The following is a 14,017-nucleotide window of genomic DNA, read 5'->3' as shown; positions in this document are numbered from 1 at the left end:
TTGCGCAAGACTAGTTCGATCAGCTGGGTGCCGCCAAACGGACCACAGCCTCGTCGCGGTCAGGGAAGGAATCCAGGTGGCCCAGGACGTGATCACGGTCGACCCCGCGACGGGGCAGGGGCACACGACCATCTCGGACGCGTTGATGTCCGCCGCCGACGGTGCGGTGATCCTGGTGCGCACCGGCCAGTACAGCGAGACGCTGGTGCTGACCAGGGCCGTCACCATCACCGCTGAGGACGGTCCCGGCACGGTGCGGGTGGTCTCGGCGTCCGGGCCCGCGGTCGTGCTGGCCGCCGACTCCGGCGCGCTGTCCGGGTTGATCGTCGAGTCGCAGGACCCGGAGAGCCCCGCCGTGGTGGTGACCGACGGCCAGCTGAGCTTCACCGAGTGCCAGATCGGCGCCGCTGCCTGGTCCGCCGTGTACGCGACCGGCCGCGGCACGATCCTGATGCGGGGCTGCGAGGTGCGCAACCCGGCCGGCGCCGGGGTCGTGGTGACTTCGTCGGGAGGCAACCTGCTCGACTCGTGCCGCCTGGCGGAGGCCGGCACGTCGGGCGTGGTGATCGCCGAGCACGGCGAGCTCGTCATGCGCGCCTGCGGGGTGCGCGACGCCGGTGGCAACGGCATCTGCCTCAACGGCCACGGCCGGATCACCGTCACCGACACGACCATCACCCGCACCGCCAAGCCGGCGATCGCGGTCGAGCAGCACGCGGCGGCGGTGGCCACGCGGGTCACCGTCAGCGACGCCAGGGGGATCGGCTTCTACCTCGCCACGTCGGGCAGCGTCCTGGTCGAGGACAGCTCCGTCAGCGGCGCGGGTGCCGAGGGCGTCTTGGTGACCGCCGGCTGCGCACCGGTGCTGCGGCGGTTCCGGGTCGAGCGCACCCGCGACTACGGCTACCTCCTGACCGGCCGGGCCGCCGGCACGCTGGAGGAGTGCGGGGCGGGCGACGTCAACGGCGTCGGCATCGCCGTCGGGGAGCGGTGCACCACGGAGTTCGTCCGCGCCGCGGTCTCGTCGTGCTCCGGGGCGGGTGTGCGCGTGGACGGCGCGGCCGACCCGTTCTTCCGCGGCCTGCGGGTGCTGGGGTGCGACGGCGCCGCGATCGACGTGACCGACGGCGCCCGCGGGCGGTTCGAGAACATCGAGATCGAGCGGGCCGGCAAGCACGGGATCTCGGTGACGGGTGCGGCCCGCACCTCCGTGACCGGGGCGAGCATCCGCGGCACCGCGGAGGGCGGGGTGCTGGTGCGGGCAGCGGCGCTGGCCCTGTCCGACTGCGAGATCGCCGAGGCGGGGCGGGACGGGCTGCACGTCGGTGACGGCGGAGAGCTCACCGCGCTGCGGTGCCGGGTGCGGGACAGCAAGGCCAGCGGCTGCCTGTTCGACGCGGGCGCGACGGGGGTGCTGGAGGAGTCGGAGTTCACCGCGAACGCCGGTGACGGCATCAGCGTGCACAGCGAGGACCGGATCCGGGTCGTCCAGTGCCTGGTCCGCGACAACAGCGGTTCCGGGCTGCGGCAGGCCAGGCCGAGCAGTGAGCTGGTCGTGACCGACCTGCGCAGTACGGGCAACGCCGTTCGCGACGCCCACGGCTCGGCGGCCGCAACGGCGACCGGATCCGCTCCCGCCGCACCGGCTTCGGTGGATCTGCGCCCGCCGGGCGAGCCCATCGGCGAGCTGAACTCGTTGGTGGGCCTCGAAGGCGTCAAGCGCGAGGTCAACTCGCTGGTGAACCTCAACCTCATGGCCAAGCGGCGGCAGGAGGCGGGTCTCTCGGCGCCACCTATGGCGAGGCATCTGGTCTTCGCGGGCGCGCCGGGCACCGGCAAGACCACCGTGGCGCGGCTCTACGGTGCGATCCTCGCCGACCTCGGCGTGCTGCGCTCCGGTCACCTCGTGGAGGTCGCGCGCGCGGACCTCGTCGCGCAGATCATCGGCGGCACGGCGATCAAGACCACCGAGGTGTTCAACACCGCGCTCGGTGGCGTGCTGTTCATCGACGAGGCGTACACCCTGAGCGCGGGCCAGGGCGGCGGCACCGGCCCCGACTTCGGCCGCGAGGCGATCGACACGTTGCTGAAGCTGATGGAGGACCACCGCGAGGACGTGGTCGTCATCGCGGCGGGCTACTCGCAGCAGATGAGCGAGTTCCTGCAGGCCAACCCCGGTCTGGAGTCGCGCTTCAGCCGCACCGTCGAGTTCGAGAACTACACGCCGGCCGAACTGGTGACCATCGTCGGCCTGCACTGCCGCCGGCACGACTACCGGCTCGACGAGGTGGCGGCGCAGGTGCTGCACGACTACTTCGAGCGCATCCCGAAGGACGGCACGTTCGGCAACGGTCGCACGGCGCGCAAGGTGTTCGAGGTGATGGCGGACCACCAGGCGACCAGGCTCGCCATGGCCGACCGGGTGACGTCCTCCGACATGACGCTGCTGCTCGCCGAGGACTTCACCGAATCGATGGTCTGAGCTGGCAGCGCCGTCCTGCCCTACCATGACTGCGCCGAATGGAGTAGTGCGGGGGAGGGCTGGTGTTCCTGGGACGTGCCGCGGAGCTGGCGGCTCTGGAGAGGTTCGCGGGCGTGCCGTCCGTGCTGGTCGTGCGCGGCCCACGCGGCATCGGCAAGACCGCATTCCTCCACGAACTGCGCCGGCTGTGGGAGGACCGCGGCATCACCGTGCTGTCCCCGTCTTTTTCAGTGTCCCCGGGCTGGGACGTCTTCGGCACCCAGGCGGTCGTGCGGCTGGTGCGCGAGTCCTGCAACGAGTTCGACGGTGCCGACCTCGCGGGTCCCTTGGCAGCGCTCGGCCGGATGACGTGCGGCTCTCCGGACGGCGCTTTCGCGGAGTTGGTGCGCCTGTTCGCTCGGTTGCGCGCCACTCGGCCGGTCGCGGTGTTCGTCGACGACGTGGACACCGCTGCTGATCCGGTCCGTGCTGTTGCCGCGGCGCGTCGTGCGGGATGCACGGTCGTCGTCACCTGTTGCTCGGACACGCCGCTGGTGTCGCTCGCGGATCTCGTGCTCGACCTCCCGGCGCTGGTCGCGGATCTGCTCGCCCCTGTCGCGCCGCTGCCGTTGGACTCGTCGGTGCTGCCGGCGGTGCGTACCGCGCTCGGTCCTTTGGCGGGCAACCCCGGCACGGTGCTCGCCACGTTCGGGGCGCTGTTGCGGTCGAACGCGTTCATCGATGTGCTCGGCCACTTGTGCCTGCGCGATCCGTCCGCGATCGCGTTGCCTGCAGACCACACGCTCGTTCTCGAGGTCACCGGGCTTGGTGAGACGGCCGTGCGGATCGTCGTGCTGGCGGCTCGCACCGGCCTCGGGGTGGACGACGTTCTGGACGCCTCCGGGCACGACGGCGGTGAGGTGGTGGACCGGCTCGTCGCCATCGGCGCGCTGGCGTGCGATGACAACGGCCAGCTGAGCGTGCCGTGTCCTGCGTTGGCGGCCGCACTGACGCGCGGTGCGGACTACCGGGTGATGGCACGGCAGTTGTTGCGGCCGGACCTCATCGCGTTGGCGGGCGCCGCACTGCCTCCGGATCCGGCGCTGGCGTCGCTGCTGGAACGGGAGGCGACCCGCATCCTGCGAGCGGACCCGCCGCTGGCCGCGCAGTGGTTCCGCGCCGCGCTTCGGCACGCCCCTGTCGTGGACCGCGTGCGGCTGCTGCGAACCGTGCTGCAACTGCTGGTGCGCACGGCGCAATACTCGGAGCTGGCCGAGGTCGTCTCGACCGAGGTTGCGCTGGGTGTTCCGCGGTGCTGTCGGCACGAGCTCGCCGTCGCGGCCGCGTTGGCGTCCGTCCACACCGGACAGCCGTTGCCCGCCAACGTGTTTGAGGCACTTTCGGGTGACACTTGTTCGGCGTTGCAGTTCGCCGTGCGCTGGTTCGACTCGCCGGTGTCTCCCGCTTCGGTGGCGGCCGCGTTCGGTGTGGCCGAGTCGTTCGACGCCGTCGACGGCCCGTACGACGTCGTGGCGATGCTGCGGCAGGTGCCCGGCTACGGCGTACCCGAGACCGGCCCGATCGCCACCTATCGCCAGCTGCTGCGCGACTACGCCGCCGGCGAGTGGTCCCAGGTCGTTACTCATGCGCGCCGCTTGGAGCTCAGCAGAGCCCCCACCGCGATGCACCACGTGGCACGGCTGCTGACCGCCGAGGTCCACGCGTCGACCGGCGACCTGCGCCGCGCCGCGCAGTGGCTCGCCCTGACCGGGCCCCGCCCGTTCCCGGCGCTGTGGGCCTGGGCGGACCTCGGCGTGACTCGCTGCGCCGGGCGCGGCTGGGCCGGGTACGCCCAGGCGGCCGAGCGTGGCGAGGGCATCGGTCTGGCGTGCCTGCTGCTGCGCCTGGGCCTGCTGGAGGAAGCGCGGGGCAACGCCGACGGCCTGGCCCGCGCGGCCGCCGAGGCGAAGCGGTGGTGCGGGCACTTCGGCTCGGCGGACCTGCGCACGGCCGAGATGCTCCTGCGCGGACTGTCCGAACGGGACTCCGCGCTTCTGGTCGCCGCCGTGGCCCTGTTGCGCCGCACCGGCAACGCGGCCGACCTGATGCGCGCGTGCCTGGCGGTGGCCGCTCTGAGCGACGACCCGGCACCCTGGTACGGCGAGGCACTGGAGTTCGCCAGGAAACTCGGTGCGAGCGGAATGGACCTGCACATCAAGGAGACGATGCGCAAGGTGGGCCTGACCCTGCCCCGCGCCCGCGCCGCTCGCGACAACTTCTCCGCCGTCGAACTGCGGATCATCGCCCTCGTCGGCCAGGGCAGGACCAACCGGCAGATCGCGACGACGGTCCGGATGAGCGAGAAGACCGTGGAGAACTACCTCACCCGGCTGTTCGTGCGCACCGGCTGCCGGTCCCGCCTCGACCTCGCCACGGCGAGCCTCGAAGGCAGGCTGGTGGCAGTGGGGGCCGCCGCTGTGCACGGGTAGGCGCCACCGCGCCGTGCTCGTCGAGCGCTCGTTCACGCGGCACGTGAGGGATATCCCCGCGGATCAGGTGACCCCGGCCTGTCCCGCTGTGTCGCGTCCGGCCGGCTGTGACGATGCGGGTTGCTGGGGGAAGAGGCCCACGAACCAGGAGGGCGTTTTGGCAGCACCGGCCACCGGAGCTCCGCCGCCGCCCCGACCTCGCGAGCGGGGCGGGGATCTCGTCGTCGAGTGGCGCGGGCCGCACACGTTGATCCGGCGCAGGGACGAGTTGCCCGGTGCCGCCGACGTGCTCGGCACCATTCCGTGGGTGCCCGGCAACGTCCTCGTGCTGGTGTCGGCCACCGCGCACCGCCATCCCAGCCTGTCCGGCGTGGTGCGGGACTGGCTGGCGCAGCTGCGGTCGACTCCTGGCGGCGCCGGGTTGCAGGCGGTTTGGCTCGCGGTGCCGGATCTCGGTGACACGGACGGCATGTGCGGGCCGTGGATGCACGGGCTGGCGGTGGACTTCGACATCGACGTCATCGCCCCGGACGGCCCGCTCACCACGACGGTCGGCGCCGGGCTCTACGTCAACCGCGCCGAGGGTGGCACCGGCTGGCGTCGCTTCGGGCCGCGTGGGCAGGGCGATGTGGTCGGGTGCCGGTTTCCCGTGCCGGCGTGGGAGCACCAGTTGCCGCGCGGGCCGGTCACGGCGGCGGGTCTGGTCACGGCGACAGTTCCGGCCGGGCTGGCGGTTCGGCCCGCCGGGTTGCCCGCGCCCGGCCACATGAGTCCGGTGTTCCGCGTGCCGATGCACGCGCGCATCCCGAAGCTGATCGTCGGGCAGCCGGGCGTCGACGTGCCGGCGAAGGCGGTGGCGGAGATCCTCGGGCACGTGCCGGAGCCGCTGCGGCGGGCGTTGCTGGTCGTGCCCGTGTCGGCTTCGGCGGTCGCGCCGGAGTGGGCGGCGGAGCTCGCCGAGCTGCTCGGCGAGGACGTCATGCTCACCGCCGGTCTGGAGACCATCAACCGCGCCGGTGTGGTGCGCACGGTCGTGCTCGGGCCACAGGGGCAGGAGGTGCTCGTGCCGCTGGCCGCGATGCTGCGGCACCGGGCCGGTGCCGCGGCGCCGGAGGTCGTGGACATCGCCCCCGCGCCGCCGGGCTGGGAGAAGCACGGGTCCCGCTGCTACCGGCGGGCCGGCGATCGCAGTTCCTCGCTGCTCGCCGAGGTGCTGCCCGGCGGGCTGCACGTGCACTCGGACGCCGAGCAGCCGGTCTTCACCACGCGGCTCGACTCGCCGTCGTGGACGCTCGCGATCGGCGGCGAGGGCCAGCCGGTCACCGAGGCCGAACTGGCCGCTGTCCGCGAACTGCTCGGCGGGCTCGCGCCGCACCAGTGCCGCACCGCGCAGGTCCGCGTGCTGGGGACCGCGGAGCCGGCGGAGCTGGCCGCGCTCGGTGCGCACGTGCGTTCCGTTGGCGCCACGTTGCAGGCACCGCCGCGCCAGGAAAGCGAGGACTCCAGCCGGACCCAGCGGATCGTGGTGGCGAAGCCGGTGCACGTTCCGGTCGTGGTGACCGCGTCACCGGTCGCCACCGTGTCGGGCCCGGTCGCGACGCAGCCGGAACCGAAACCAGAACCGAAGCCAGAACCCGTTGCGCCGCAAGCAGAACCCGAGCCCGAACCGGTCACCTCGGCGAAACCGCGCGAACCCGTCGACCTGGCCGACCGTCCCAGCACTCCCGCCGAGCAGGCCCGCCTGGCGACCAGCGCCGGAGCCTTGTACACCGAGGCGCTGGCCGCGGTGAACGTGGCGCTGTCGGCGTGGCCGATGCTGAAGCCGGAGGCGAAGGCGGACCTCGTCGCCGTGTGCCTGTACCTGGGCCGAGGCGAAGGCGGCGCGACGGCACTGGCCGACGCGCTGGCCGAGGGACGCGAGCCGTTCGACGGGTATCTGCCGTGCCTCGTGTCGGGCCTGCGCCGGTTGCCGACACACCGCAAAGTCGTGCTGCGCCAGGAGAACACCGAGCACGCCGAGGGCACCGTCCTGACCGAACCGGGCTTCCTCAGCGCGAGCCTGCATCTGGACGTGACCACCGGCTCGGCACGCATCGACCACCTGATCTGGCCGGTCGCTGCGCGCCGCACGTCCGAACTGGTGATGGGCAGGACGTTCGACGAGGTCGTCTTCCCGGTGGGCCGCCGCTTCAAGGTGCTGGCCACGAAAACCGGCGACGGGGGTCCGTCCATGCTCTCCCGTGAGCTGTTGCCCGACGAGGACCCGCAGTCGCCCGAAGCACTGGAACGGGACCGGACGGTGTTGCCACGGCTGGAACGTGCGTGGCGGGAACGTCAGACCGCGGACCTGCGGCTGATCGAGGAACCGGATGCGTTGGCACGGCTGACGACTCCACTCGAGGCGGACAAGTGAACCGCCTGTCCGCAGCGGCCGCGGTCGCCGCGCTGGTCGCCGTTCCCCAGCCCGCCCTGGCCGCCCCGGTGCCGAAGATCCCGATCACCCAGCAGTGCCTGCCACCACCGCAGGCGAGCGCTGACACCGTGCCCTGGGCGCAGCAACTGCTTGCCCCGCAACGAACCTGGTCGCTCACCCGCGGCGCCGGCGTGACCGTCGGCGTCGTGGACACCGGCGCCGACGGCAAAGCGCAGCAACTCGCCGGACGGGTGCTGCCGGGACGGGACGTGCGCAACCCCGGTGACCGCCCCGCGGACACCGACTGTTTCGGCCACGGCACGTTCGTCGCCGGGATCATCGGCGCCGCACCCGCGAAGGACACGATGTTCGCCGGGGTGGCGCCGGACGTCACGATCCTGCCGATCCGCGTTGCCGACCAGGCCACCGACACCTCCGCCGCCACCCTCGCCAAGGGCGTCAGGGCGGCGGTGGACGGTGGCGCCAGAGTCGTGAACGTGTCTGCCAGCACCCCGGCGAAGGACGGCGAGCTCGAAGCGGCGGTGGCCTACGCGGCGTCGCGCGACGTGCTGGTCGTGGCGTCCGCGGGCAACAGCGCCCAGCAGGGCAACCCGACCCCGTACCCGGCTGCGTTCGACGGCGTCGTCGCGGTGGGAGCCATCGACTCCTCGGGTAGGCCGGCGTCCTTTTCGGACACCGGCGACTACCTGGACCTCGCCGCGCCAGGGGTGGACGTGTCCAGCATCGGTCCCGGCGGCCCCGGCCAGTGGGAAGCCAGCGGCACGAGCTACGCGGCGCCGTTCGTGGCAGGGGTCGCCGCACTCGTGCGCGCCTACCACCCGAACCTCACCGCCGCGCAGGTGAAGCGCCGGCTGGAGGCCACCGCGGACCGGCCGCCGGCGAACGTTCCCGACGCCGCCCTCGGGTGGGGTGTCGTGAACCCGTCCGCCGCGGTCTCCGCGCTGTTGCCGGAGGAAGGCAGCGCCGGTGTGGCGACCACAGCGGTGTTTCCCAACGCCCAGCTGCCGTCGGCGCCGGTCGAGGACCGGACCAGCGGCGTGGTCGTCGCGCTCAGCGTGCTGGGTGTGGTGCTCGTGGCGGCCCTGGTGGGTCTTGGTGCGCGGCTGGTGCCGATCGGCATGAGGCGGCGCTGGCGACCCGCGCGTCGCATCGAGGTGGCCGAGAAGTCGTGACGGCAGCTGTCACGAAGTCCAACCGGGCAGCCGGGTGAGCCGCACGTCCGACACGCGTTCCACGAAGGCGAGCGCCTCGGCTCGTCTGCGGTCCGGGTCGGTGAAGTCCAGGTCCTCCAGGTACGGCATGAGCCTGGTGTTGCGGCCTCTCCCGACTCTGGTGACGAGGTCGAACGTTTCGAGCCGGGTTCCGCGCGCGAGCGAGATCGCGCTCTCACCGGCCGCGTTCCAGCACGCCGACGCCACGAGCTTGTTCTCCGTCAGCCGGGTCAGCGCCTCGGGGCTCGGCCAGGCCGGCCCTGCCAGGAAGATCCAGCCGTCCACCTCCTCCGCGACGGAAGCAACTTCGAAGCGCCGCAACGCCTCTGCCGCGGTCAGGCCGCGCACGGCGGTGAGACAGAAGTCTGCGTTCTCGGGCAGCAGCCCGGCGTAGTGGTCGACGGCGTCCTGGCGGAACGACCGGCCGTACCCGAGATCGAGGAGGTCTTCGGCATACCTGAGGGAGCTCACCAGACTGCGGTAGTCCTCGTGCTCCTCGCCCAGCACGTCGTGGGCGGTGCCGAGGACGCGTTCGGCCAACGCGATGGCGCCGGGCACGTCGTGAGCGCCACCGACGTACTCGAGCACGATGTTCCTCTGCCAGTGCAGCGTCTGGGGATCACGCGGGCCGAGCAGGAGTTCGTGATCGAGGACGAGCTCGCGCAGCAACGTCATCCGCTGCTCCTTGGGCACCGTGTCGGCGTAGCGCGCGCGAGCGTCGGCGGTGTCCGGGTGAACGGGGCCGAGGCGGCGCGTGCGGTCGGCGGCGAGGCGTCCGAACGACGCGCTGATCTCCCCGCAGATCCGCTCGGCTTCCGGGCCGTCGCCGTAGCAGCGGGACAGTTGCATTCTGGCGAACTGCGTCTCCGGCTCGTCCGCGCCGATCGTCGCGATGCGCTGGGCGACCACCTGTTCCCAGCCGTCGCGCACGCGTTCTGCCAGTCCTTCCACGAACTCGTGGCCTGCGGGAGCCCACATGTAAAGCGCCCCAAGACTTCCCCAGGTGGCGAGGGTGTCAGGGTGAGCGGGGCCGAGCACCCGTTCCCGAGCGCCGGCGACCTGTTCCATCAGGGTGAGCGCGGGGCCCATGCGTTGGGCGGTGAAGTCCGCCGCGTTCGCGTACGAGAGTGCGAGTTGATGACCGGCCTCCAGCACCACCGGGTCGTCGGGTCCGAACTCCGCGGTGCCGCGCGCCACGACCTCTTCCAGCTCGGCGACCGCAGCCGAGGTCTCACTGTTGTCCCGGTGGCCGATGGCCAGTTTGATCCGTGCCCGCAGTTCCTCGCGCATGTGCACCCCCGGCTGCCGAGGATAGGGCGCAACGGGCGCGGACCACGCCCGTTGCGCAAAGACGGCTCACTCGACGACGGGCGTCTGCACCAAGTTCACCGTCCGGCGGCGGTTCACGAACTGCGCCCGTCCGACCGGCAACGTCTTCGGCCGCACGTTGCCGATGAACACGCCCTCGTCCTTCGGGCAGGAGAACAGCAGCACCGCGGTGCCCAGCTCCCACATCCGCCGCATGAGCGGGTTCATCATCGCCCGGCCCGCGCTGGCCGTGCTGCGCGCGATGATCAGGTGCAGGCCGATGTCCGCGCCGTGCTGCAGCAACGACTGCAGCGGTTGCATCGGGTCGTCGAACCCGCCGGTCTCGGACAGCTCGAAGTCGTCGATCAGGATGAACAACCTGCCGCCGCTCCACCAGTCCCGCTTGCGCAACCGGTCGGGCGTGATGTCCGCGCCCGGCACCCTGCTCTGCACCAGGTCGGCCACCTCGCGGATGGCCTCGGTCAGACCGTCGGTGCTGACCGTGTAGTTGATCTGGTTGTCCTGCGGGACCGCGTCGTGCAGCTCGCGGCGGAAGTCGACGAACATCACCCTGCCCTCGTCCGGGCCGTAGTGGGCGGCCACGCTGCGGGCGATGTGCCGCAACAGGTTCGTCTTGCCGGTCTCCGCGTCGCCGAAGATCAGCAGGTGCGGGTTCGCGTCGAAGTCGTGCCACAGCGGGCCCAGCGCGCCGTCCTCGATGCCCAGCGCCATCGTCATGTCCGACGACGGTGCGGGTGACGTCGGTGCAGGGAGCGAGGCTGACAAGACCTCGGCGGGCAGCAGACGCACCTGTGGCGCGCGAGGTGCCGTCGGCAGGTCCAGCGACTCGGCGAGCTGCATCGTCGCCTCCGCCACGTCCTCGGTCGTGCCCGTGCCGTCGATGCGGGGGAGCGCGGTGAGGAAGTGCATCTGCTCGAACGTGAGGCCACGGCCGGGAATCTCCGGCACGCCCGCGGCGGCGCGGCTGTTGATCTCGGACTCGAGCGGGTCGCCGAGGCGCAGCTCGAACCGGGTGCCGAGCACGTCGCGCAGCCACGGCCGCATCTCCGACCAGCGGTTGGTGGCGATCACCAGGTGCACGCCGAAGCCGAGGCCGCGGGCGGCGAGCTCGCTGAAGCGGTCCTCCAGCTCCTCGTAGTCCTGCCGGATCGTGTACCAGCCGTCGACGACCAGGAACGCGTCCCCGTGCGGATCGACGTCGAGGAACTGGCCCTGCCGCCGGGCCCTGCGGTAGCTCGCCATCGAGTCGATGTTGTGCTGCGCGAACAACTGCTCGCGGCGGGCCATGAGGTTGGTCATCTCGGCCACGGTCCGCGTGACGCGGTCGCGGTCGAGGCGCCCGGCGATGCTGCCCGTGTGCGGGAGCCGGGACAGCGTGCTCAGCGTGCCGCTGAAGTCGAGGCAGTAGAACTGGACCTCGGCCGCGGTGTGCGTCAGTGCCAGCCCGCTGAGCAGCGTGCGGACCAGGGTGCTCTTGCCGGTCTGCGGGCCGCCGACGATCGCGACGTTGCCCTTCGCCCCGGACAGGTCGGCGCTGAGCAGCTCACGTCGTTGCTGTGCGGGCAGGTCGACGAGACCGACCGGCACGCGCAACGTGGAGACGTCGTAGTCGCCGACCGGGCGCGGGCCGAGCTCGGGGTGGTCCACCAGCGGGGGCAGCAGCTGGTCGAGTGCCGGCGGCTGCTTGAGCGGCGGCAGCCACACCTGGTGCGCCACCGGGCCGATGCCGCGCAACCGGTTGATCAGGACGTCGAGCATGGTGGCGGCCACCCCGGACGTCTGCTCGGGCTCCTCCTCCACCTCCTGCCCGGCCAGGCGCGGCGCGATGTACTCGGTGCCGAACGCCACGAGGTCCTGCTCCACCTCCGCGCGCCGGCGCCGTTTGCGCGTCGGCGGGTGGTACGGGCCGGAGCAGTAGGCGCCCTTGAACCGGACCAGCGACGTCGTGTCGGGGCGCAGGTAGCCGTGGCCGGGGCTGTTGGGCAGCTCGTAGGCGTCCGGCACACCGAGCACGCTGCGGCTCTCCATCGCGGAGAAGGTGCGCAGGCCGATCCGGTACGACAGGTGGCTCTCGATCTTGTGGATGCGGCCCTCGTCGAGCCGCTGGCTGGCCAGCAGCAGGTGCACGCCGAGGCTGCGGCCCAGCCGGCCGATCATGGCGAACGTCTCCACGAACTCCGGTTTGCTCGCCAGCATCTCGCTGAACTCGTCGACGACGATGAACAGCGCGGGCATCGGTTCCAGCTGGGTGCCCTGTGCCCTGGCCGCCTCGTAGTCGCGCCGGGACGCGTAGTTGCCCGCCGCGCGCAGCAGTTCCTGGCGGCGGTTGAGCTCACCCGCGAGGGCGTCCTGCATGCGGTCGACCAGGTCGAGCTCGTCGGCGAGGTTCGTGATGACCGCGGACGTGTGCGGCAGCTGGTCGAACCCGAGGAACGCGGCACCACCCTTGAAGTCCACCAGGACGAGGTTGAGCTCCTCCGACGAGTGCGTGGCCGCCATCGACAGCACGAGGGTGCGCAACAGCTCGCTCTTGCCGGAACCCGTCGCGCCGATCAGCAGGCCGTGCGGGCCCATGCCACCTTCTGCCGACTCCTTGATGTCCAGCTCGATCGAGGTACCGGTCGAGGTCATGCCGATCGGCACGCGCAACCGTCGCCGCGCGCTCTTGCGGCCCTTGCGGTAGGTGGCCGGGTCGAACGTCCGCAGATCGCCGAGGCCGAGCAGGTTCGGCAGCTCGTAGTCACCGGCCAGCGGTTCCTCGGTGTCCTGCGCCTCGCCCACCCGGTAGCGCGCGAGCAGCCGGGCGAGCGCGGCCACGGCCTGCGGGCTCAGCGAGTCCGCGCGGCACAACGGGTTCGGCACCGGCTTGCCGAGCCGGTCGAACGTGACGGTGCTCAGCTTGCCGTCGGACACCTGCAGGTGCAGCGTGTGGGGCCGGGACTGCCAGGACAGCGCGCCGGTCAGGTCGAGCACGACGGTGTTGCGGTAGGCCTCGTCGAACACCCGGTGGTCGTCGGGCAGCGAGACGCCGTCGAGCACCACGACGACGAGCGGCTCGTTGGTGCTGATCGGACTGTCCGGTTCGAACGGTGGCCTGCCGATGAACTCGGTGCCGCCGAGCAGGCGTTCCAGCTCGGTGATGCTGTCGGCGACCAGCCGACGCGGCCCGGTCGCGTCGCGCGCGTCGAGGTTCTGGTTGTGCGGCAGCCACTTCACCCAGTCCCAGTGGGCGCGGGACTCGCCGCTCACGCACACCGCGATCCGTGCCTCACCGGGGCTGTGCGCGGTCGCGAGCTGGGCCAGCACGGCGCGGACCAACCCGCGGACCTCCTCGGGGAAACCCTGGAACTGCAGGCGGGCGAACGCGCGCAGGTACACCGCGATCGGGGCGTTGTCGAGCGTCGAGTAGGCGCGGATGAACCGGCGCAACGCGTGTGCGCACAACGGTTCCAGGTCCTCGAGCGGCTTGGAGTCGGCCGGCGGGTGCAGCTTGGTGGAGCTGCGCTGCTTGCCGACGCCGATGCGCACCTCGCCGAAGTCCTCGTGCGTCGGACGTCGTTCCCACAGCCGGTAGCCCATGGCCATCGACCACAGCGAGCGCGGCTCGGGGTGCACCCACAAAGCGGCCTTGCGCTGCTGGGACAGGGCGCCGCGCATCTTGCCGCGCAGCTGGCCGAGGTAGCGGATGTAGTCGCGGCGGTCACCGCGCAGCTTCTCCTTGTGGTCGACCCCGGACCGCAGGAGGTTGGTCACGAGCATGCCGACCGCGGCCACGAGCATCAGGCCGCCGCCGACGTAGGCCAGCGCGCCCGAACCGGGCCGGACGAACAACAGCACCATGGCGAGCGAGCTGAGGGCCATCGGCGCGTAGGTGAGGACAGCACCGATACCGCCGCCGGTCACCTCGGGTACCACCGGTGGCGGTTGCAGCTCGATCTCGTCGCTGGGCGCGGTCGGCCCCGGCCGGCGCGTCCTGCGCATGAATACCTCGGTGGCCACTCGGGACTCCTCTGGTGAAGGGTTTCCCCCGAAGTGGCGATCTGGCTTGATCACCATCTGCGGGGGCGGGTGTGGCGCGGCAAGGTTGCCGCAC

Annotated in this window: 6 protein-coding genes; 4 read left to right on the top strand and 2 right to left on the bottom strand. The window is 71.9% G+C overall.

The features are described from left to right. The first annotated feature begins 76 nt into the window (after positions 1-76). The 4 genes from DI276_RS23005 (at position 77) to mycP (ending at position 8,556) form a co-directional block, all read left to right on the top strand. The gene (locus tag DI276_RS23005; RefSeq protein ID WP_112266645.1) at positions 77-2,482 is read left to right on the top strand and encodes a right-handed parallel beta-helix repeat-containing protein; all 2,406 of its coding nucleotides are present in this window, start codon (positions 77-79) and stop codon (positions 2,480-2,482) included. Between the two features lie 62 nt (positions 2,483-2,544). Next, positions 2,545-4,950, top strand: a complete 2,406-nt coding sequence (locus DI276_RS23000; protein WP_112266643.1) for a helix-turn-helix transcriptional regulator — start codon at positions 2,545-2,547, stop codon at positions 4,948-4,950. 157 nt (positions 4,951-5,107) lie between these two features. Next, a complete protein-coding gene (locus DI276_RS22995) occupies positions 5,108-7,363 on the top strand; it encodes a hypothetical protein (protein ID WP_157984884.1) in 2,256 nt (751 codons plus the stop codon). Then, the gene (mycP, locus tag DI276_RS22990; RefSeq protein WP_112266639.1) at positions 7,360-8,556 is read left to right on the top strand and encodes a type VII secretion-associated serine protease mycosin; all 1,197 of its coding nucleotides are present in this window, start codon (positions 7,360-7,362) and stop codon (positions 8,554-8,556) included. The genes DI276_RS22995 and mycP overlap by 4 nt, the downstream gene beginning before the upstream one ends. 9 nt (positions 8,557-8,565) lie before the next feature. On the opposite strand, the gene DI276_RS22985 is transcribed toward mycP, so the two are convergent. Then, the gene (locus DI276_RS22985) at positions 8,566-9,885 is read right to left on the bottom strand and encodes a tetratricopeptide repeat protein (protein WP_157984883.1); all 1,320 of its coding nucleotides are present in this window, start codon (positions 9,883-9,885) and stop codon (positions 8,566-8,568) included. A gap of 66 nt (positions 9,886-9,951) precedes the next feature. Continuing rightward, entirely contained in the window at positions 9,952-13,923 is a 3,972-nt protein-coding gene (eccCa, locus tag DI276_RS22980) for a type VII secretion protein EccCa (protein ID WP_112266635.1), read from the bottom strand. Positions 13,924-14,017 lie beyond the last annotated feature (94 nt).

Source organism: Lentzea terrae (genome assembly GCF_003265345.1).
Taxonomy (GTDB): domain Bacteria; phylum Actinomycetota; class Actinomycetes; order Mycobacteriales; family Pseudonocardiaceae; genus Lentzea; species Lentzea terrae.
This window is presented reverse-complemented; position numbering and strand designations above follow the sequence as displayed.